Annotated in this window: 13 protein-coding genes; 7 read left to right on the top strand and 6 right to left on the bottom strand. The window is 60.6% G+C overall.

All coding sequences use genetic code 11. The features are described 5' to 3' along the window. Positions 1 to 43: 43 nt before the first annotated feature. The 5 genes from pepN (at position 44) to BLU26_RS04120 (ending at position 10202) form a co-directional block, all read left to right on the top strand. Positions 44 to 2692 (top strand): aminopeptidase N, encoded by a 2649-nt coding sequence (gene pepN / locus BLU26_RS04140; RefSeq protein WP_092284132.1) that lies wholly within the window; start codon positions 44 to 46, stop codon positions 2690 to 2692. 269 nt (positions 2693 to 2961) lie between these two features. Further along, positions 2962 to 4065 (top strand): YCF48-related protein, encoded by a 1104-nt coding sequence (locus tag BLU26_RS04135; protein ID WP_407920337.1) that lies wholly within the window; start codon positions 2962 to 2964, stop codon positions 4063 to 4065. 27 nt (positions 4066 to 4092) lie between these two features. Next, positions 4093 to 6468: an efflux RND transporter permease subunit gene (locus BLU26_RS04130; RefSeq protein ID WP_092284130.1), complete on the top strand. Its 2376-nt coding sequence runs from the start codon at positions 4093 to 4095 to the stop codon at positions 6466 to 6468. 230 nt (positions 6469 to 6698) lie between these two features. Beyond that, the gene (locus tag BLU26_RS04125; RefSeq protein ID WP_092284128.1) at positions 6699 to 7829 is read left to right on the top strand and encodes a WD40/YVTN/BNR-like repeat-containing protein; all 1131 of its coding nucleotides are present in this window, start codon (positions 6699 to 6701) and stop codon (positions 7827 to 7829) included. 21 nt (positions 7830 to 7850) lie between these two features. After that, positions 7851 to 10202 (top strand): efflux RND transporter permease subunit, encoded by a 2352-nt coding sequence (locus BLU26_RS04120; protein WP_092284126.1) that lies wholly within the window; start codon positions 7851 to 7853, stop codon positions 10200 to 10202. 355 nt (positions 10203 to 10557) lie between these two features. On the opposite strand, the gene BLU26_RS04115 is transcribed toward BLU26_RS04120, so the two are convergent. The 6 genes from BLU26_RS04115 to BLU26_RS04090 are packed head-to-tail and all read right to left on the bottom strand — an operon-like array spanning position 10558 to position 17385. After that, positions 10558 to 12225 carry a BatD family protein gene (locus BLU26_RS04115; protein ID WP_092284124.1) on the bottom strand — a complete coding sequence of 556 codons (1668 nt, stop codon included), beginning with the start codon at positions 12223 to 12225 and terminating at the stop codon, positions 10558 to 10560. Beyond that, on the bottom strand, positions 12222 to 14036 hold the full coding sequence (locus BLU26_RS04110) for a VWA domain-containing protein (protein ID WP_092284122.1): 1815 nt from the start codon (positions 14034 to 14036) through the stop codon (positions 12222 to 12224). The genes BLU26_RS04115 and BLU26_RS04110 overlap by 4 nt, the downstream gene beginning before the upstream one ends. After that, positions 14026 to 15021 (bottom strand): VWA domain-containing protein, encoded by a 996-nt coding sequence (locus BLU26_RS04105; RefSeq protein WP_092284120.1) that lies wholly within the window; start codon positions 15019 to 15021, stop codon positions 14026 to 14028. The genes BLU26_RS04110 and BLU26_RS04105 overlap by 11 nt, the downstream gene beginning before the upstream one ends. Then, entirely contained in the window at positions 15014 to 15475 is a 462-nt protein-coding gene (locus tag BLU26_RS04100) for a DUF4381 domain-containing protein (RefSeq protein ID WP_092284118.1), read from the bottom strand. Before BLU26_RS04100 ends, BLU26_RS04105 begins: the two co-directional genes overlap by 8 nt. Further along, positions 15472 to 16422, bottom strand: coding sequence for a DUF58 domain-containing protein (locus BLU26_RS04095; RefSeq protein ID WP_092284116.1), 951 nt, complete (start codon positions 16420 to 16422; stop codon positions 15472 to 15474). Before BLU26_RS04095 ends, BLU26_RS04100 begins: the two co-directional genes overlap by 4 nt. 3 nt (positions 16423 to 16425) lie before the next feature. Beyond that, positions 16426 to 17385: an AAA family ATPase gene (locus BLU26_RS04090; RefSeq protein WP_092284114.1), complete on the bottom strand. Its 960-nt coding sequence runs from the start codon at positions 17383 to 17385 to the stop codon at positions 16426 to 16428. A 187-nt stretch (positions 17386 to 17572) separates the two neighbouring features. Here BLU26_RS04090 and BLU26_RS04085 point away from each other — a divergent pair, with 187 nt between their 5' ends. Both BLU26_RS04085 and BLU26_RS04080 read left to right on the top strand, forming a co-directional pair. Beyond that, complete coding sequence (locus BLU26_RS04085; RefSeq protein ID WP_092284112.1) at positions 17573 to 22444, top strand: NAD-glutamate dehydrogenase; 4872 nt, start codon at positions 17573 to 17575, stop codon at positions 22442 to 22444. Then, positions 22432 to 22650, top strand: coding sequence for a DUF2835 domain-containing protein (locus tag BLU26_RS04080; RefSeq protein WP_092284110.1), 219 nt, complete (start codon positions 22432 to 22434; stop codon positions 22648 to 22650). Before BLU26_RS04085 ends, BLU26_RS04080 begins: the two co-directional genes overlap by 13 nt. Positions 22651 to 22675: the final 25 nt, after the last annotated feature.

The following is a 22675-nucleotide window of genomic DNA, read 5'->3' as shown; positions in this document are numbered from 1 at the left end:
GCCGAACTTTCACTGGCCGGCCTGCGCCGGCAAGAGGCTCACCATGCGTACTGAACAACCGAAGACGATCTACCTCAAGGACTATCAGCAGCCCGATTACTGGATTGATGAAACCCAGCTGACCTTCGAGCTGTTCGAAGATCATGCGCTGGTTCACAGCCGTCTGAGTATTCGTCTGAATGACGCCAAGCCGCAGGGCCAGGCTCAGCCGCCGCTGGTACTCGACGGCCAGTTGCTGGAGTTGGTGTCGGTCGAACTCGACGATCAACCGCTGAGCAATTATCAGGTTGATGACGACAGTCTGACCCTGCAACCGCAGGCGGCCAGTTTTGCCCTGGCAATCACCACGCGCATCGAGCCGCAGAACAATACCGCGCTCGAAGGTCTGTACAAGTCTGGCGGCATGTTCTGCACCCAGTGCGAGGCTGAAGGCTTCCGCAAGATCACCTATTACCTTGATCGCCCGGACGTGATGAGCCGCTTTACCACCACGGTGGTGGCCGATCGCGGCAGCTATCCCGTGTTGCTGTCCAACGGCAATCCCATTGCCTCCGGCGAGCACGCCGGCGGCCGTCACTGGATCAGTTGGGAAGACCCGTTCCCCAAACCCGCTTATCTGTTTGCCCTGGTGGCAGGCGATCTCTGCCTGCTGCAGGACAGCTTCACTACCATGACCGGCCGAGAAATCGATCTGCGTATCTATGTTGAGCCGGAAAACCGCGAGCAATGCGACCACGCCATGGACAGTCTCAAGCGTTCCATGCGCTGGGATGAAGAGGTCTACGGCCGCGAATACGATCTGGATATCTTCATGATCGTCGCGGTGAATGATTTCAACATGGGCGCGATGGAAAACAAGGGCCTGAACATCTTCAATTCCAGCTGTGTGCTGGCGCAGCAGGATACCGCCACCGATATGGCGTTTCAGCGCGTCGAGGCGGTGGTCGCCCACGAGTACTTCCATAACTGGTCAGGCAACCGGGTGACCTGCCGCGACTGGTTCCAGCTGTCGCTGAAGGAAGGCTTCACGGTATTCCGCGATTCCGAGTTTTCCGCCGACATGAACTCGCGCACGGTCAAACGCATAGAGGACGTGACCTTTCTGCGCGCCAACCAGTTTGCCGAGGATGCCGGCCCGATGGCGCACCCGGTGCGTCCGGACTCCTTTATAGAGATCTCCAACTTTTACACCCTGACCGTGTACGAGAAGGGCGCCGAAGTCGTGCGCATGCTGCATACGCTGCTGGGCGCGGAGGGCTTTCGCAAGGGCACCGACCTGTATTTTGAACGGCACGACGGTCAGGCGGTGACCTGCGATGACTTCATCAAGGCGCTGGAAGACGCCAACGGCGCCGATTTCAGTCAGTTCAAGCGCTGGTACAGTCAGGCCGGTACGCCGCGTCTGGACGTGGCAAGCCATTACGATGCGGCGCGGCGCGAGTACCGCCTGAGCTTCCGTCAGCATTGCCCGGCCACGCCGGGGCAGAGCGAGAAGCTGCCGCAGGTGATTCCGGTGCGCATGGCGCTGCTCGACTCTGCAGGCCAGGAATTGCCGCTGCAAATGGCGGGTGAGCAGCAGAGCCTCGGCAATGAGACGGTATTGTCGGTGACCGAAGCCGAGCAGGAGTTCGTGTTCGCCAACATTGACCAGGAGCCGTTACCCTCACTGCTGCGTGGTTTCTCGGCACCGGTCAAGCTGAGCTATCCCTACAGCCGCGACGATCGGGTGTTTCTGGCCAAGCATGATCCCGATGGTTTCAATCGTTGGGAGGCCGCACAGGGTCTGGCGGTAGACGTTCTGCAGGGCCTGGTCGAGATCCATCGTGCCGGCCGCCCGTTGCACCTGGATCAACGTCTGGCAGACATCTACCGCACGGTGTTGGCCGACACCGCGCTGGACGCTGCGATGGTGGCCGAGATCATTCGCTTGCCATCCGAGGCCTATCTGGTCGAGCTGGCTGATACGGCTCACGTGGACGCTATCCACTTTGCCCGTGAATGGTTGCGTGCCGAGTTGGCGCGCAGCCTGAAGAGCGAGTTGCAGCAGCGTTTCGACAGTCTGCAGGTCAGCGCGCACTACAGCGCGGACGCCGACGCCATGGCCATGCGCAGCCTGAAAAACACCCTGCTGGGCTACCTGATGCTGACCGATGACCAGGCCGTGGTGCAGCAATGTGTGCGCCAGTTTGTTGAGGCCGATAACATGACAGACCGGCAGGCTGCCTTGGTGGCGCTGGTCAACTCGCCCTTCGAGCAGCCGCGCCAGGCTGCACTTGAGCACTTTGCCGAACGCTGGGCAGCCTACCCGCTGGTGATGGATCAATGGTTCAGCATTCAGGCTGGTAGCACCCAGCCGGGCGGTCTGGAGCGGGTAGAGGCGCTGATGCAGCACCCGCTGTTTACCCTGCGCAACCCGAACAAGGTGCGTGCCCTGATCGGCGCTTTTGCCAACCAGAACCTGGTCAACTTCCACCGTGCCGATGGCGCCGGCTACCGCTTCCTGGCGGACCGCATCATCGAGCTGGATCGCTTGAACCCGCAAATCGCGGCGCGGCTGGTGACGCCGCTCAGCCGCTGGCGCAAGTTCGCCAGCGACCGTCAGCAACTGATGCAGCAGGAGCTTGCGCGTATTCTGGCCACCGAGAAGCTGTCACCGGACGTGTATGAGGTGGTGAGTAAATCGCTGGCGTGAAGCGCGATGCTGGCCAAATGCTCTTCGTGAGGGGCGCAGGGCTTGAGTTAAGCGCTGATAAATGAGTTACTTTGTCAGCGCAAGGCCAACATTTTAATAAAAAATTACCAAGAGGTATTTGTGCAGCAAGTTGTAGGCCTCTAATATGCCTTGTCCGCTGGAGCGGTAGCTGATTTCATAACGTCTGTTCAGCTCTCCAAGCATGGCGACATCTGTTCATCGTTCCCTTGCGGAGCAGGGCACCTTATAAAAACAAAGAGGGGTGGTGTATGCGTAAGCCTGTCAATTGGCGCGCTCCATTCATGGTCCGGGCGAATACGTTTCAACCGACCAGCAAGCAAAATTTTCCCATTCGTTCAGTCTTGTCAACGCTGGCTCTATCCGCCGTCGTTGCCGGTTTTGCTGTGCCTGGCGTAAGCCTGGCGGAAGCCAAGGAAGACATCAAACCCGCCGTTGAATCCAAGCTGGCTGCCTCTGACCTGCTGCTCGATGCAGCCAAGGCCGGTGACCGCCTGGTAGCGGTGGGCGCGCGTGGTCACATCGTTTATTCCGATGACCAGGGTGGTAGCTGGACCCAGGCGGCCGTGCCGGTACGTCAGTTGCTGACCGCGGTCTATTTTGTCGATGACAAGAACGGCTGGGCGGTCGGACACGACTCATTGATCCTCAATACCACCGACGGCGGTCAGACCTGGGCGATGCAGTACCGCGACCCCGAGCTGGATGAGCCAATGGACCCCAATGGCCCCAGCCTGCTGGAGCGGCCGTTGATGGACGTTTGGTTTCGCGATGCCAATACCGGTTTTGCCGTGGGTGCCTATGGCATTTTCCTGCGTACCGACGACGGTGGCAAAAACTGGGAAGACCTCAGCGATGTGGTGGATAACCCGGATGGCTTCCATTACAACGCGATCGCTGAAATCAAGGGCGCAGGTCTGTTCCTGGCCGGCGAGATGGGCACCATGTACCGCTCGGCTGACTACGGCGATACCTGGGAAACCTTGACCGACATGCCCTATGACGGTTCCTGGTTTGGCGTTAGCGGTACCAAGCAAAGCAACGTCGTACTGGTTTGGGGGCTGCGTGGCAACATGTACCGCTCCACCGACTTTGGTGACAGCTGGCAGGAAGTTGATCTGCCTACCGGGGCTACTCTGTTGGGCGGTAACCTCTCCGCCAGCGGGGAGTTGGCGGTCGTTGGCGCAGGCGGCGTGGTGGTGGTCAGCCACGACGGCGGCCAGACCTTCGACGTGGTAACCCGTCCTGATCGTATTGCGCTGGCGTCGGCCACTGTGCTGGATAACGGTAAAATCTTGCTTGTAGGCCAGCACGGTGTTTCGACTGCCGGGGCTAACGGTCTCAAAGCCAACTGATAATAACTACAAGCCAGGAGAATCTGGATGTCTCGCGACCAGGAAAACGCGACTTTCATGGAACGGTTGGTATTCAACAACCGCTTGATCGTTGTATTGCTGTTCTCTCTTATTACTGTGTTTCTCGGCTATCAGGCGCTGCAGGTTCGCCCTGATACCAGTTTCGGCAAGATGATTCCGCTGGAACACCCCTATATCGTCAACATGCTTGAGCACCAGAATGATCTGGCCAACCTCGGCAACTCCATTCGTATTGCGGTGGCGATCGAAGATGGCGACATCTTCAGCACCGAATACATGGAAACGCTCAAGCAGATCAACGACGAAGTTTTCTTCCTGCCCGGTGTTGATCGCTCCAACCTGCGTTCGCTGTGGACGCCGAACGTGCGCTGGACTGAGGTAACCGAGTACGGCTTTGATGGTGGCCCGGTCACCAATCACCCGTCGTATACCAACGAAGAAGATCTGGACGAGCTGCGCGCCAACGTGCTGAAGTCTGGTGAAATCGGTCGTCTGGTCGCGAACAACTTCAAGTCGAGCATCATTGATGTGCCGCTGCAGGAGTTCTATCCGAACCCGGAGAACCAAAGCGAGCTGCTGCGTCTGGACTACAAGGAGTTTTCTCACCAGCTGGAAGAGAAGGTGCGTGACCGCTTTCAGTCCGAGAACCCCAACATCAAGATCCACATCGTCGGTTTCGCCAAGAAAGTAGGTGACCTGATTGATGGCTTGATGGGCGTTGTGGCTTTCTTCGGTATTGCCTTCCTGATCACCTTCGTACTGCTGTATCTGTTTACCTGGTGTATTCGCAGTACCGTATCGGTATTGGTTACCACGGTTATCGCGGTTATCTGGCAGTTGGGTCTGATCAATCTGGTCGGCTTCGGGCTTGATCCCTATTCGATGCTGGTACCCTTCCTGATCTTCGCCATCGGTATTTCCCACGGCGTGCAGAAGATCAACGGTATTGCCTTGCAATCGGGTGAAGCTGATAACGCACTGACTGCGGCGCGTCGCACTTTCCGGCAGCTGTTCCTGCCCGGCATGATCGCGATTCTGGCCGACGCCGTGGGCTTTATCACGCTGCTGGTCATGGATATTGGCGTGATTCACGAACTGGCCATCGGTGCTTCCATCGGTGTGGCGGTAATCGTGTTTACCAACCTGATCATGCTGCCGGTCACCATCTCTTACCTGGGCATCAGTAAGAAAGCCATTGAGCGCAGCAAGCGCGATGCGGTGCGTGAGCACCCGTTCTGGCGCTCCATCTCCTACGTGGCCCACCCGAACGTGGCGCCCTGGATGGTGATTGTTGCGCTGGTCGGTGGTGTAGCCTGCTTTATCTACCAGGAACACAACATCAAGGTCGGTGACCTGGATGCCGGTGCCCCTGAACTGCGCCCGGACTCGCGTTACAACCTGGATAACGACTTCATCATCCAGAACTATTCCACCAGCTCGGACATTCTGGTGGTGATGGTCAAGACGCCGCCAGAGAAGTGCTCTGCCTACGAAACCATGGAAGCCATCGACCAGCTGCAGTGGAAGATGAACAACCTCGAAGGTGTGCAGTCGGCAGTCTCGCTGGTAACCGTGGCCAAACAGGTGCTGATGGGTAACAACGAGGGCAACCTCAAGTGGCAGGGTCTGTCGCGTAACCAGGACAACCTGAACAACGCGATCAGCCGTGCGCCGTCCGGCATGTTCAACGCAGCCTGTTCGCTGGCTCCGGTGATGATCTTCCTGGATGACCACAAGGCCGATACCCTGACCCGGGCTACCGATGCGGTGAAGGAATTTGCTGCCGAGTACAACACCGACACCCTCGAGTTCAAACTGGCTGCGGGTAACGCCGGTATTGAAGCGGCTACCAACGACGTTATCTCCAGCTCCGAGCTGCTGATTCTGGCGCTGGTATACGTCTGGGTTGGCCTGATGTGCCTGATGACCTTCCGTTCCTTGCCAGCAACCATCTGTATCGTACTGCCGCTGGTACTGACCTCGGTCATGGGTAACGCGCTGATGGCCTTCCTGGGCATTGGCATGAAGGTCGCGACACTGCCGGTAATCGCACTGGGCGTGGGCGTGGGAGTGGACTACGGTATCTACATCTACAGCCGACTGGAAAGTTTCCTGCGTGCCGGCATGCCGCTGCAGGAAGCCTACTACGAGACGCTGCGCTCGACTGGTAAGGCGGTACTCTTTACCGGTCTGTGTCTGGCCATTGGTGTGGCTACCTGGATCTTCTCCGCCATCAAGTTCCAGGCGGATATGGGTCTGATGCTGACCTTCATGTTCCTGGTTAACATGATCGGTGCCATGCTGCTGCTGCCGGCACTGGCGCGCTTCCTGATCAATCCTGAGAAGGTGCGTCGTTCCAAGGCGAGCAAGATGACTCACTGATCGCCTGAGTAGTTAAAAAACCCGTCTTGATAGGCGGGTTTTTTTATGCGCGCGATAAATGCCTGCGCAAAAGTTGTTACCTGATATTGCGGCTAAAATACGCGAACTGTTATCAATATGCTGATTAACCAAAGATAACCGCGAGCGGTTGGCGGGGTGGGTGCGTCCTCGTTAGTATTGTTGATTCCGTCTAGCTGGCGGGTTCTGACAACAATAAGGGGGAATGGCGTATGCGTGAGCGCAGCGAAGGGCGCACTCAATCTACAGTCCAGGCAGTTAGCCCGAATCCAGGTCTGAAATACCGCAAACAACTACTCGGCCGCTCGGTGCTGCGTGCATTGGGTATCACCACAGCACTCCTGGCACCGGCTGGCGCCGCCCTGGCCCAGGATGCACAACCGCTGGCCGCTGCGCCGGAGCCGGCCATCATGTCTGAGCTGGCGAGCAAAACGTTGCTGCTTGATGCCGTCAGCGCCGGGGAGCGCCTGGTGGCGGTTGGCAGCCGCGGCCACATTCTCTATTCCGATGACCAGGGCGAAAGCTGGACGCAGGCTGAAGTACCCGCGCGCCAGGTGCTGACAGCGGTCTATTTTGTCGATGAGCAGAATGGCTGGGCGGTGGGGCATGACTCGATGATCCTGCACAGCAGCGATGGCGGGCAGAACTGGGCACTGCAGTACCGTGACCCGGCACTGGACCAGCCAGCCGACCCGGACGGCCCAGGCCTGCTTGAACGACCGCTCATGGACGTCTGGTTCCGTGATGGCCAGACCGGCTTTGCCGTGGGGGCCTATGGGCTCTTTCTGCGCACCGACGATGGCGGCACCACCTGGGAAGATTGCAGCGACAGTATCGATAACGAATACGGCATGCATTACAACGCCATCGCCCCGGTGCACAACGCGGGTCTGATGATGGTCGGTGAAATGGGCAGTCTGTATCGCTCCTCCGACTACGGCGATACCTGGGAGACCCTCGACACCTCGCCCTACGACGGGACCTGGTTTGGTGTGTCCGGTACCGGCAAAACAGGGCAGGTAGTGGTCTGGGGGTTGCGCGGTAACCTGTACCGTTCGGAAAACTTCGGTTTCACTTGGGAGCCAGTCGAGTTCAGCAACAAGGCGCCGCATGCGACCCTGCTCGGCGGCAACCTGTCGGCTGATGGCAAGCTGGCCATTGTCGGCGCTGGTGGCGTGGTACTGACCAGCGACGATTACGGCAAAACTTTCGAAGCGCACACCCGCGCTGATCGGGTTGCGCTGGCGACGGCCAAACGACTGCCGGATGGGCACCTGTTGCTGGTAGGTCAGCACGGCGTGGTCAGGGCATCAGCCAACGGTCTTAAAGACTCACAACAATAAGTTTCTGCCGGGAGATACTGGATGTCCAAGCACCATCAGGAGACCGCACCCTTTGTGGAGCGGCTGATTTTCAATAATCGGATTGCAGTACTGCTGATCTTTGCGTTACTCACGGTGTTTTTTGCCTATCAGGCCGCGCAGGTGAAGCCTGATACCAGCTTTGAGAAGATGATTCCGCTCAAGCACCCCTATATCGTCAACATGATCGAGCACGAAAACGATCTGCCGAACCTAGGCAACTCGATTCGTATTGCGGTGGAGATCGAGGATGGTGACATCTTTTCCACCGAATACATGGAGACGTTGAAACGCATCAACGACGAGGTGTTTTTCCTGCCGGGCGTTGACCGCTCAAACCTGCGTTCACTGTGGACGCCCAACGTGCGCTGGACCGAGGTAACCGAGTACGGGTTTGATGGTGGTCCGGTAGCCAATCGGCCGGCCTATACCAGCGAAGAGGACCTTGAAGAGCTACGTGCCAACGTGCTCAAGTCGGGTGAAATCGGTCGCCTGGTGGCCAATAACTTCAAGTCGACCATCATTGATGTGCCGTTGCAGGAGGCCTATCCCAATCCGGAGAATCAGAGCGAGTTGATTCAACTGGATTACGGTGATTTCTCGCGGCAGCTGGAAGAGAAGATTCGCCAGCACTTCGAGGCAGACAATCCCAACATCAAGGTCCACATCGTGGGCTTTGCCAAGAAGGTCGGTGACCTGATTGAGGGCATCATCAAGGTCGTCATGTTCTTTGGCGCCGCGCTGCTGATTACCTTTGTACTGCTGCTGATGTTTACCCGCTGTTTGAAGAGCTCACTGACCACCCTGGTGTGTTCGGTGATCGCGGTGGTCTGGCAGCTGGGCCTGCTGCGTACCCTGGGCTTCGGGCTGGATCCTTACTCGATTCTGGTGCCATTTCTGGTATTTGCCATCGGTATCTCCCATGGCGTACAGATCATCAACGGCATGGCGATTGAGTATCCCACCTCACAGGGCAGCTACGACGCTGCACGTCGTGCGTTCCGTGCACTCTATATTCCGGGCATCGTGGCGCTGATCTCCGATGCGGTAGGTTTTGTCACCCTGCTGCTGATCGAGATCGAGGTGATTCGCGAGCTGGGGATTGCCGCCTCCATCGGTGTGGGTGTCATCATTCTTACCAACCTGATGTTGCTGCCGATTTTGATGTCGTACATCGGCATCAGCAAAGGGGCCGTCGAGCGTAACCGCGAGCGGGCCGCACGGCCGCAGAAAACCTGGCTGGCGGTGGCGCGCTTTGCGCATCCGACAGTAGCGCCAATTTCCATTTTGCTGGCCATTGCGGCCTTTGCCTTTGGCATCTATCACGGCCAGAACGTCGCCATTGGTGACCTAGATCCGGGCGCCCCGGAGCTACGCGCCGATTCGCGCTACAACCTGGATAACAAGTTCATCATCGACAACTATTCGACCAGCTCGGACATTCTGGTGGTGATGGTCAAGACGCCGCCAGAGATGTGTTCGGCGCACAGCACCATGGAAGCCATCGACCAGCTGGAATGGAAGATGAATAACCTGGACGGGGTGCAGTCGGCCGTCTCGCTGGTGACCGTGGCCAAGCAGGTGATCATGGGCAACAACGAGGGCAACCTGAAGTGGCAGGGGTTGTCGCGTAACCAGGACAACCTGAACAACGCCATCAGCCGCGCGCCGTCTGGCATGTTCAACTCCTCGTGCTCTTTGGCACCGGTGATGATCTTCCTCGATGACCACAAGGCAGCGACCCTGAGCAAGGCTACTGCAGCGGTTGAGGCCTTTGCCGAGGAGTACAACACCGATACGCTGGAATTCAAGCTGGCGGCCGGCAATGCCGGTATCGAGGCAGCCACCAACGTGGTGATCGAAGCGTCGCAGACCAAGATGCTACTGACTGTTTACGCGGTGGTTATCTTCATGTGTCTGGTGACCTTCCGCTCGATCCGCGCGGTACTGTGCATCATCATTCCGCTGGCACTGACGTCGGTCCTGGCCAATGCCTTGATGGCCTTCCTGGGGATTGGCGTCAAGGTGGCTACGCTGCCGGTGATCGCCTTGGGTGTGGGGATCGGGGTGGACTACGGCATCTATATCTATAGTCGTCTGGAAACCTACCTGCGTCAGGGGCTGCCGCTGCAGGAAGCCTATTACGAGACGTTGAAAACCACGGGTAAGGCGGTGACGTTCACCGGTTTCACGCTGGCCATCGGCGTAGCGACCTGGATTTTCTCGGCCATCAAGTTCCAGGCCGATATGGGCATTCTGCTGACCTTCATGTTCCTGTGGAACATGTTTGGTGCACTCTGGTTGCTGCCTGCCCTGGCACGCTTCCTGATCCGGCCGGACAAGCTGCGTCAGTAAGCAATACCACCGAACCAAAAAGGCGCCTGCGGGCGCCTTTTTGTTTTATGCGATTGAGCAGCAAGCTGATTGCTGAAGTAGGGACTAAATATAAGCCGCCGCACGGACCTGGTTTTCCATCTGAGTGGGCGAGTAGCGCAGAGCGGCCGGGAAAAAGGTTCTCGCGGTGTCTGAGCGAAGCGAGTTTGTGAGCGGCCGGCTAGACGGGCCCCGAGCGCTCGAGCAATGTAGCTAACGCGAAGGGCAGTTCAGCTGGGTGCCCTTGGCTCGTCAGCCAGGCGAAAGGCGCCAGTGAGCAGCGCACGGAATACTATTGCTGACGCTGGTCATCCGAGTTCGCTGGATTCAACAGCACCTAAACATCCGGATACAGCGGCTGCATACCGCCATCACTTGCCTCAGCGGCTTCCCGCTGCCGTGACTGGGTAACTTGCCGTACCGCGCGCCACAGCGGCTTGCCACGCCAGGCGCTGTCGTTCTGGCCGAACAGACAGGCGTTCAGTTCATCCAGTGCATCAGCCAGCGTCGGGTACTGCTGACTGAGTGCGATAAGGTCGCTGGTCTGTTGTTTGGCCCAGTGCTCCAGCGCCTTGCGCGCATCCCCCGGCTGGTTCTGGCGACAGGCAACCTGCAGGTCGGCCAGAGGGTTGCCGGCGACATCGGCATCCAGGTGAGTGGTGTCCTCATGCAGTTCGTCCAGGCTCTGCAGCTGTTGGCGCAATTGGCGCAAGCGGTACAGACAAGCGGCCAACGCCATCAATAACAGGGCGCAGCCCAGTTGCCAGGGCCAGAGCAGGGGGAGTGGCGCGTTGCTGCGGTTACGCTCGTTGTTGTTGAGTGGCGTGCTGGTGGTCTGGTTACTCAAGATATGCAGGTTGACGGCGGCCAGGCTGGCTTCTTCGAGGCTGTCGGTAGTGGTATTCCACCAGGTTACGCGTACTTCGGGTATCTGCAGGTCACCGGTGCTGCGCGCCACGATGGCAGCGCTTTCCTGGCGCAAGCCGAGAATGCCGTTGGCCGACAACTGGTTCTCCAGTTGCGGCTGATCGTTGTATTGGCGCAGGTCTTCGGATTGCTCTTCGCTGAGGTGCCCGAGTTCGGGTAACTGGCTGGCGGTCAAGCCATCGGCCTGAATCGACAGGGTGCGGGTCAGCGGTTCGCCGCGCAGCAGATCCTGACCAGGGTCCGGCTGCCAGTTCTGGCTCAGACGCACCTGCTTGGCCGGTAGCCAGAGTGTGTCAGCAGGGTAGCTTTCCGGGATGGGTTGTACCTTCAGCTGCAGGCTGGGCGAGCGCAGCTGCACCATACGCGCACTGTGTGCACCGGCCGGGTTGGCGGGGTCGCGCGGCAACTGCACTGTGGCACTGAACAGCTGCGAGGGAATATCCAGGGTGCCGCTCTGCTGCGGATAGATGGCATAGCGCACCTCGATCACGCCGTGCAACACGCCGTTGATGGTGCGTTCATAGTTTCGCGGCGCGCCGAGGCGCTCGATGCGGGCGTTGGCGATATCCAGGCCGCTGAGGTCGGAGTCGTCGTACAGCGAAACCGAGTGATAGATACGCAAGGTCAGCAATACCTGCGCCTGGACGTAGGGCGTTTCGGTATCGACTTCGCTGTCGATAAAGATCGGCGCCAGTTTGCCCGCGGCGTCATCGCGGGCCTGGGCCTCGGTCAGTACGCGCAGGGTGATTGGCTCGCTGCTGTCGGGCCCGAGAAACAACGGCGGGATCACCACAAAGCCGGTGCGCTTGGGCTGCAGGCCTACCACCCAGCGATTGACCCACTGTTTGCGGCCTTCCAGCTCGCTGAGCAGGCTCAACTGGTGGCTCTGCGTAACGGTAAAGTGCTCCTGCAGGGGGGTCAGGTCGGGTGGGCCGTATTTACTGCCGGCGTTGCTTTCCAGTGTCAGCTCAAGACTCTCGCCCTCGACCAGTTGGGTGCGATCCACACTGGCCTGCATGGTGGCCTGGCTAAGGCCGGCCAACAGCAACAGAACGAGGGTGCACAGCAAACGCATCATCGGGGACGTCCATCAGGTTGTTGCAGGTGTTGATAAAGAAACTTGCGGCGCAGCAGTTCAGCGGGATTATCCGGGATGTCGCGCAGCCATTGCTGCAACGCCTGTTGCTGCTCGACATTGTAGCCTCTGGCGGGGAGGGGAGCGCCAGTGCTGTCTGCCGTGCTGGTGCCCGGCAGCTCATCTTCCAGCTCGTCGCTGGCACGCTGTTCGTTCAGCCCGGCAGTGGCTTCGCTGCTGCTGTCGCTGGTCTGGGGCGCGTTACTATCAGCGCCGTTTGCGGTCTGGTCACCGCTGGTCGGCGTTTCCTCGCTGTTGGCTGCGGATTCGTCGTCATGGCCGGTGTCTCCTTCGCTCGCCTGATCGGCCGTGGCGCCGCTGCCGTTATCGGCCTCCTTGGTTGCCGTCTCGCTGTCGGCGTCCTGCTCCTTTTCCTGCTCGGCGAGTTCTGCCAGATACGCCTCCACGCGTTGCCGGTTGTGCCGCGCGGCGGTGTGCTCCGGGGCGCGAATCAGGGTCTGTTCGAAGGCGTCCAGCGCGTCGGGGTAATCACCCTTGAGGGCGAGTGCGGTACCTTCGGCAAAGTGGAACTCCGCGTTCTCGGGTTCGCTATCGGCGAGTGCGCCGTAGGCCTGGCTGGCGGCGGCGTAATCGCCGGCCTGCAATAGTGCCCAGGCGCGCCACTGCGGGTCTTCAAAGTGTGACGCCGCCGCCGCCGGCTGCCCCTGCTGGAGCAGTTCGGCGCCCTGCTGGTCAGGCCGCTGCCAGAGGTCTTGCCAACTCATCGCCGACACCGGCGGCGGCAGCCAAAGCGCGATCAGCAACAAGCCGAGCCAGCCGCGGCGCGCGCCGAGAGCAGCTATCGGCACCAGTAGCAACAGCAGCCAATGACCCTGATCCAGCCATTGTCGCTGCTCGGTCTGCAACAGTTCATCGCTCCCTGACGCCGTGGCCAGCAGGTATTGAATGTCGCTGTCGTCGACGCTCAGCCGTGCATACTCGCCGCCATGACGGCGGGCAAAATGGCTGAGCACACTTTCATCCAGTTGCGGCAACAGTATGCGACCCTGCTCATCGCGCATGAAGCCGCCCTCTGCGAGCGGCACCGGGGCGCCATCGGCGGTGCCTATACCCAGTACGCGCAGGCGCTCGCCGAGCTGCTCGGCGGTATTGTCAGCGACTGACTGTTCTGCCTCGCTCAAGCCATTGGTCAACAGCAGCACCTGGGCGCTGTCGGGGGGCAAGCTGCTGAGGAGTTGTGCTGCCAGCACCAGCGCCTGGTCGGCCTGTTGTCCGCGGGCCGGCATGATGTCGGGGTGCAGCACGCCGAGCAGGTTCTTCAGCGTGGCGTGGTCGCGAGTCAGTGGTGCCACCAGATGGGCGCTGCCCGCGTAGGCAATCAGCCCGATGCGGCGTTCCGGGAAGGCGCGCAGGATGTCCTCGACCTTGTGGCGTGCCTGCTCGAGACGGTTGGGCGTAAGGTCGGTGGAGAGCATGCTACGCGATACCTGCAGTACCAGCACCAGGGCCGCCTGGTCGCTGCGCTCAACGCCTTCATCCGACTCCCAGGCGGGGCCGGCCAGGGCGAATAATGCGAGTGTCCAGCACAGGGCCAGCAGCAGGTAGCGCCCGGCGTAGCGGCGGCCTTGTTGTTGCTGCAGCAGGGCCCCGCGCAGGTTGACCGGTAACAGGGCTTCCCAACCAGAATACTTCTTCATGTGCCGGTACAGGTAGCCGCACAGCAGCAGCGTTGGCGGTAACGCGAGCAGCCACCAGGGACGCAAAAAGCTGAAGGGCAGCAGGTCAGACCACACGGCGCTGCCTCCGCACTTGTTGTAGGCCCATCCCCAGGCTGATCAGCCAGGCGGCGGCCAGCGGCCAGGGGTAGAGCGGAATACTCTCGCGGCTGGGGCGGCCGGCGCGCAGGCTGGGTTCAAGTGTATCCAACTGCTGATAGATGGCTTCCAGGCTGGCACTGTCGCGGGCCCGAAAGTATTCGCCGCCGGTCAGCTCGGCCAGTTCGCGCAGGGTGGTTTCATCCAGGTCAATGGATGGATCCACATCGCCATTCAAGAGCCCCTGCAGGCCATCCTCACGGGCACTGTCGGCACCCACGCCAATGGTAAAGATGCGGATGCCCTGGTCGGCGGCCAATTGGGCAGCCTGCAAGGGGGCAATTTCACCGGCGGTGTTGGCCCCGTCGGTGATCAACAGCATGACGCGGCTCGACGCGGGCTGCTGCATCAGCCGCTTGATGCTCAGGCCAATGGCGTCACCGATGGCGGTGTCGCGGCCGGTCAGGCCGACAAAGGCCTCATTCAGCCACAGGGCGATGCTGTCCAGGTCGTAGGTCAGCGGCGCTTGCACGTAAGCTTTGCTGCCAAACAGGATCAGCCCCAGACGATCGCCATGCCGGCGCTCAACAAAAGCGCCGAGCCAGTGTTTGACCAGTGTCAGCCGGTCCACTGGCTGGTCTTCCAGCTGCATGTCGCGTATTTCCATACTGGCTGACAGGTCCACGGCAATCATCATGTCGCGGCCGCTGATACTCGGCGCCAATGGCGCGCCGAGCAGCTCTGGCCGGGCGCAGGCGAACACAAGCAAGCACCAGATCAAGATGGCCGGCGCGTGCCTGCGGTTACTGACGGGGCGCGAGCTGCTCTGCTCCAGGTGCTGCAACCGGCGCAGGAAACTGACCTGCAGGGCGCTTGCCGGCCGGTCGGCGCTCGGCAGCAGCCAGCGCAGCAGCCAGGGCAGGGGTAGCAGGGCGAAGGCTACAGGCCAGTGCAACTCAAACATGGTTGTACCTTATCCAGCGCAGCAGTTCGCGCTGCAGCGCCAGGCGGTCGGTAGAACTCATGGCAACCCCAGGTTGATACAGACCCCCGCCCAGCGGCTGCAGAATATCCGCGCGCGGCTGTGGATAGCGCTGGCACAGGTAATCGACCCAGGCAGCACCGTACAGCCGGGTGGCGTCCTCGTCACCACGGCTTTTCAGTTGGCGCTTCAATTGCGTGTTGAGCGCCGCGAGCCAGGCCTGATCGGACAGCTGATCGGGTATTTCCCAGATGATGCGCTGCGCCCGCATACGCCGTCGCTGGCGTCGGCGCAGGGTCAGCCAGAGCACCGGGACGGCCAATAGCAACAGGGTCAGGACCACGGCCAGCGCTATCCAGCCCGGTGCCGGCGGCCACCAGGTTACCGGTGGCGGGGCGGCGGGTTGCAGCAGGGCATCCTGTAGCGGGCTGCTCATCGTGGCCCTCCGCGCGGATGGCCGGTAAGGGTGTCGTGCAGTTGTTGATGTGCGGCGAAGCGGGTGTCCAGTGGGATCAGGCTGCAGCGCAGGCGGCGGGCCAGACGCAGCCAGTTCTGTTGCTGTTGCTCGAACTGCGCGGCGTAGGTCTGGCGTACGCCGCTCTGCAGGGTGTCAATCGTCAGTCGTTGCTCGCCCTGGACAAAGTCGAGCGGGCCAAACAGCGGTAGGCTGGTATCCAGCGGATCGAATACCGGTAGCAGCACCAGATCGTTGTGGCCGGCCAGGGGTACCAGCAGACTCTGGTTCAGACCGTCGATGGCGGCATGGTCGCAGATGATATACAGAATGCTGCCCGGGCGGATGATCTCGCGGCTGTGCCGCAGGGCCAGATTCAGCGCTTCGCTCTCGTCCTCGGGCTCGGCCTGCTGGCCGGCCTGCAGCGCGTGGTTGGCCTTGAGCAGCAGTTGCAGTAGTTGCAACAGCGCCTTGCGGTCGCGCCGCGGGCGTACCTCGTGGCACACGCCGGGGCTGTAGACCATGCCGCCCACACGGTCGTGGTGCGACAACGCGGTCCAGGCAATCAGGGCGCAGGTTTCCGCGGCGAGCACCGATTTGAAGCAGCGCTGGCTGCCGAAAAACAGCCGCGGGCTTTGCTCGCCGATGACGAACACCGGGCGTTCACGCTCCTCGTTGAATACCTTGGTATGGACCTTCTGGGTGCGGGCGGTCACGCGCCAGTCGATATTGCGGATGTCGTCGCCGGGCTGATAGGCACGTACCTGATCAAAGTCGACCCCGCGACCACGCAAACGTGAGCTTTGCTGGCCGCTTTGCCGACCGCTACGCACTGGCCGACTGAACAGCGGCAGCTCATGGCAGTGGCGGCGCGCGCCGAGCAATGCTTCCAGACTGGTATAAACAGCCGGGTCCAGACTGGCAGCCACGGATCAGACCACCGGAACCGAGTCGATCAACAGGTTGATGGCCTGATCGGTATCGATGCCAGCGGCTTCGGCTTCAAAGCTCAGCATGATGCGGTGGCGCAGCACATCGTGAACGATGGCCTGCACATCCTCGGGGCTGACAAAATCGCGGCCCGCCAGCCAGGCATGCGCACGAGCGCAGCGGTCCAGGGCGATGGTGCCGCGTGGGCTGGCGCCCATCGACAACCACTCGGCCAGCTGCGGGTTGTACTGTTCGGCGCGGCGAGTCGCCATGATCAACTGGATGAGATACTCCTCGACCGCCTCGGCCATGAACATTTCGAGCACCTCCTGGCGCGCGCCCAGAATGCTGGCCTGGCTGATCTTGCGGCTGATGGCGGGCTCTTCGCCACGCGCTTCGCCACGCGCCAGTTGCAGAATCTGGCGCTCCAGCGCGGCATCCGGGAAGCCGATGCGTACGTGCATCAGGAAGCGGTCGAGTTGCGCCTCGGGCAGCGGGTAGGTGCCTTCCTGCTCAATCGGGTTCTGGGTCGCCATGACCATGAACAGCTCCGGCAGCGGATAGGTCTCGCGGCCAATACTGACCTGTCGCTCGGCCATGGCTTCGAGCAAGGCTGATTGCACCTTGGCCGGTGCGCGGTTGATTTCGTCAGCCAGTACCAGATGGTGGAAGATCGGCCCCTGCTGGAAGCTGAACGTAGCGGTTTCCGGCCGGTAGACTTCGGTGCCGGTAATGTCGGCGGGCAGCAGATCGGGGGTGAACTGGATGCGATGGAAATCGGCTTCGATGCCTTCAGACAGCGCCTTGATGGCCTTGGTCTTGGCCAGACCGGGCGCACCTTCAACCAATACATGACCGCCGGCCAGCAGGCTGATCAGCATGCGATCAATCAAATGTTCCTGACCAAAGATGTGTTGCCCGAGGAAGGCTTTGAGCTGCAGCAGTGAGTCCCGATGGGTCATTGGAATTTTTCGTGTCCTGTTCGTTGGGGCCGGCGTCAGTGTACGTCACTTTACCGAAATGCCTTTGGTCTAGACTATGCCTGAGACAAGAATAATTCAGGCGCCGGCCGGATGCCCCACAAGGGCGCAGAGCCAGACCAAAGCAGGTTCGCAGTCCACACCCAAGACGCAACAGGAGGTAGGCAGCATGGCATTGATCATGGCCAGCACTAAGCAGGGCTTTATCGAGACACTGCAGGAGCGGCTTCAGGCGCTGGTGCAGACAAAGGATCAAGATGCCATTCGGCTGTTCTGCCGCTACTTCTATGGTATCGCCACGCTGGACGAGCTAAGTCTGCGCCAGGATAACGACTTGCTCGGCTGCACACTGTCCAGCTGGCGCTTCCTGCAGCAGTTCGACGGGGGCGAGGTCAAACTGCGGGTATTCAACCCCGACACCCAGCAGCACGGTTGGCAGAGCACGCACACCGTGGTCGAAGTCCTGCACCGTGACCTGCCGTTCCTAGTCGACTCGGTTCGCATGGAGCTGACGCGTTCCGGCTATGCCATCCACACCTTGCAAAACAGCATCATGACCACGCAGCGCGACGAGCAGGGCAACCTGCTGTCATTGCTGGAAGCCGGCAGCACGGGTGATCAGGTGCGCGCTGAATCACTGATGTATATCGAAATCGACCGTTGCACCACCAGCGCCGATTTGCGGGCCCTGCAAGAGGGGCTGCAGGAGGCGTTGAGCAACGTGCGAGTGACCGTACGCGACTTTCCGGCCATGTGCAGCCAGGTCGCTACGCTGATTGCCAACCTGAAAAAGCGCGGCAAGCACTATTTCTCTGCCTCCGAGCGCAGCGAAACCGTAGCCTTTCTTGAATGGCTGCTGGAAGATCACTTCACCTTTCTCGGGTACGAGTGCTTTGCCGTCAATGAGGGATTGCCCAAGCAGCGCCTGGGGTTGTTTGCCGACAAGAGCCTCGGCGCCCTGGCCATGGAGCCGCGTGACGAGAGTCTGGCTGGCTTGCCCGCGCAGGTAATCGAGTACTTGCAGGCGCCGCTGTTGTTGTCGTTCGCCAAGGCCTCGCGCCTGAGCCGGGTGCACCGGCCGGCCTATCCTGATTACGTCTCGGTCCGCGAGGTGGATGCTGACGGTAAGGTGGTGCTGGAGCACCGTTTCATGGGGCTCTATACCTCACGGGTTTACTCCGATCTGGTCGACAACATCCCGCACGTAAGGCGCAAGGTAGCGCACGTGCGCGAGGTGTCGGGCTTTATTCCGCGTAGCCATCTGGCCAAGGAGCTGGAGCAGGTGTTGCAGGTGTTGCCGCGCGACGACCTGTTTCAGATGTCGGTAGAGGAGTTGGCCGATACGGCGCTCAGCATAGTGCAGATGCAGGAGCGCAATCAGATCCGCGTATTTTTGCGCTCTGGCAACTACGGGCGATTCTATTACTGCCTGGCCTTCGTGCCCCGCGATGTGTACTCCACCGATATTCGGCTGACCATTCAGTCGGTATTGATGGAGCGGCTGCAGGCCAGCGAAAGCGAGTTCTGGACCTACTTCTCCGAATCCATTCTGGCCCGCACCCAGTTCATTATGCGGGTTGACCCCACCAAGACGCTGGATATCGACCCCGTGAAAATAGAACAGGAAGTCATACGCGCCTGCCGCGACTGGAAGGATGAATTTCGTGACCGGCTGCTGGAGAGCATGGGCGAGGCGCGGGCCACCGATGTGCTGGCGCACTTGGGTGAAGGCTTCCCAGCCGGCTACAGCGACCGCTTCCCGCCGGCCACTGGCGTGGTCGATCTGCAAACCATGCTGGGACTGACGGCCGACAAGCCGCTGGCGATGAGCTTTTACCAGCCGCTGGAGCAGAAGCCGGGCGTGCTGCACTGCAAGCTATATCACCTGAATGATCCCTTGCCGCTGTCGGATGTCATCCCGATTCTGGAGAACCTGGGGCTGCGCGTGCTCGGTGAGTTTCCGTTCCATATCGCGCAGCAGGACGGCACTGGTTTCTGGATTCACGATTTTGAATTTACCTTTGCCGCCAATGCCAGCCTCGACATACAGGAAGCCAACGACCTGTTCCGTGAAGCTTTCGCGGCGATCTGGGCCGGGCAGGCTGAGAACGATGCGTTCAACCGCCTGGTGCTGCTGGCCAGCTTGCCGTGGCGTGATGTGTCGCTGCTGCGTGCCTATGCGCGTTACCTCAAGCAGATTCGCCTCGGCTTTGAACTGCCCTACATTGCCAACACGCTGATTGCCCACGCGGATATTGCGCGCGAGCTGGTGCGGCTGTTCCGCACGCGCTTCTACCTGGCCCGCAAGCTGTCGGCTGGCGATCTGGAAGACATGCAGCAAAAGCTGGAGCAGGCGATCCTCAATGCGCTGGATAACGTGGCCGTGCTTAACGAAGACCGCATCCTGCGACGCTACCTGGATCTGATCAAGGCGACCCTGCGCACCAACTTCTATCAGCCGGATGCCGAGGGCGAGGCCAAGGACTACCTCAGCCTGAAATTCGATCCCTCGGGGATACCCGAGCTGCCGTTGCCGCGCCCGATGTTCGAGATATTCGTCTATTCGCCACGGGTCGAGGGTGTGCATCTGCGGGGTGGAAAGGTTGCGCGTGGTGGCCTGCGCTGGTCCGACCGCGAGGAAGATTACCGCACCGAGGTATTGGGGCTGGTCAAGGCGCAACAGGTGAAGAACGCGGTCATCGTGCCGGTGGGCGCCAAGGGTGGGTTCGTACCTCGGCGGCTGCCGGTAGGCGGCAACCGTGATGAGGTGCAGCAGGAGGCAATTGCCTGCTACAAGCTGTTCATCCAGGGGCTGCTGGATTTGACCGATAATCTGGTTGAAGGGCAGGTGGTGCCGCCGGTCAATGTGGTGCGCCATGACGCCGATGATCCTTATCTGGTGGTCGCGGCCGACAAGGGCACCGCGACCTTCTCCGACATCGCCAACGGCATCGCTGCCGGGTACGGCTTCTGGCTGGGTGACGCCTTTGCTTCCGGCGGCTCGGCCGGATATGACCACAAGAAAATGGGCATCACCGCGAAGGGCGCCTGGGTCTCCGTGCAGCGGCATTTCCGCGAGCTGGGGCTGGACGTGCAGAACGACCCGATCACGGTGATCGGCATTGGCGACATGGCCGGCGACGTGTTCGGCAACGGCATGCTGTTGTCGCGCCAGCTGAAGTTGGTGGCGGCGTTCAACCATCAGCACATCTTCATCGATCCAACGCCTGACCCGCAAAGCAGCTTCGTCGAGCGCCAACGCTTGTTTGATCTGCCGCGCTCCAGCTGGGCGGATTACGACGCCAGCCTGATTTCCAAGGGCGGCGGTATTTTCGAGCGCAGCCTGAAGCAGATCACCCTGACGCCGCAGATGCGCGAACTGTTCGATATCAAGGCCGATAAACTCACGCCCACCGAGCTGATTCACCAATTGCTCAAGGCGCCGGTTGACCTGATCTGGAACGGCGGCATCGGCACTTACGTCAAGGGCAGCGGTGAAACCCATGCTGATGTGGGCGACAAGGCCAACGATGCGTTGCGGGTCAACGGCCGCGACCTGCGTTGCCGCGTGGTAGGCGAGGGCGGCAACCTGGGGCTGACGCAGCTCGGGCGTATCGAGTTCTGCCTTAACGGCGGGGCGGTGAATACCGACTTTATTGATAACGCTGGCGGCGTCGACTGCTCCGACCACGAGGTCAATATCAAGATCCTGCTCAATGAAGTGGTCGCCAGCCAGGACATGACTGCCAAGCAGCGCAACAAACTGCTGGCCAGCATGACCGATGCGGTCGCCGGCCTGGTGCTGGGCAACAACTACAAGCAGACCCAGGCAATCAGTCTGGCGCAGCGTCTTGCCGGGCAGACCATGGGCGAATATCAGCGCTTTATCAGTGCCATGGAAAGCAGCGGCAAACTCAACCGGGCGCTGGAGTTCATCCCCGATGACGAGCAGATGGCAGAGCGCAAGGCCGCCGGTAAGGGGCTGACGCGCGCCGAGCTGTCGGTGCTGATTTCCTATTCCAAGGCGGATTTGAAGGAAGCCCTGGCCGCCTCCGACGTACCCGAAGACGCCTATCTGGCGACTGAGCTGGAAACGGCCTTCCCCGAGGTGCTGTTGAAGAAGTACCAGTCGGCACTGGCCAGTCACCGTTTGCGCCGTGAAATCATCTCCACGCAGTTGGCCAACAACCTGGTCAACCACATGGGGATTACCTTCCTGCGCCGCCTTGAGCAATCCACCGGTGCAACCGCCAGCGACATCGCGCGCGCGTATGTCGTGGCACGTGACGTATTCCATCTGCAGGAGCACTTTGCCGGCATCGAGCAGTTGGATTATCAGATTCCCGCCGAGGTGCAGCTGGAGTTGATGGAAGAGCTGATGCGGCTGGGCCGGCGGGCGACACGCTGGTTTATCCGCAACCGCCGCACCGAGTTGCTGCCACAGCGCGAGGTCGAGCATTTTGCGCCTTGCGTGCAGGCGCTGTCGGAGCGCTTTGATCAACTGCTGGATGGCGATATTCGCCGCCTGTGGGACGAACGCTATCAGCACTACGCCGATGCCAGCGTGCCAGAGGGCATTGCCCGCGTGGTGGCCGGCACCGGCCATGCCTACACGCTGCTGGGTATTGTCGAGGCGGCCGATACCACTGGCCAAAGTCCGGAGCGGGTGGCGCAGGTATTCTTTGCCATTGGCAGTCAGCTGCAGTTGCCCTGGTTCAACCAGCAGGTATCCAACCTGGTGGTCGACAACCACTGGCAGGCGCTGGCCCGTGAAAGCTACCGCGACGATCTGGACTGGCAGGCCCGAACCATGACCATTGCGGCCCTGCAAAGCGCAGACGCAGCCATGCCGGTAGCAGATCTGGTTAACCGCTGGATGGCGCAGAATCAGCAAATGGTACTGCGTTGGCAAGCCATGCTCACCGAGCTGAAAAACGCCGGGGCAGGGGACTATCCGATGGTGGCGGTGGCCATGCGAGAATTGCTGGATCTGGCTCAGGCGGCGCGTTTGAACGTGCAGGGAGAGCCATGCAGCAGTTGATCATCGATCTGGCATTGCCCGCCGAGCGCTACCTGGCCTGGTACCAGGGACGCGCCGAGCGGGTGCTGATGTACAGTCGGGATGGGCGCCGGGTCAGTTTGCCGGCGCATCATCTGCGGCCTTTCCTGACCCATGCCGGGGTACACGGCAGCTTCCGCCTGAGCTTCACCGATGAGGGCAAGCTGCTCAAGCTGGAGCGCCTGTAGCGCTGCTCGCCCGATTACCGCTGGC

The sequence above is a fragment of the Halopseudomonas sabulinigri genome (genome assembly GCF_900105255.1).
Taxonomy (GTDB): Bacteria; Pseudomonadota; Gammaproteobacteria; order Pseudomonadales; family Pseudomonadaceae; genus Halopseudomonas; species Halopseudomonas sabulinigri.
This window is presented reverse-complemented; position numbering and strand designations above follow the sequence as displayed.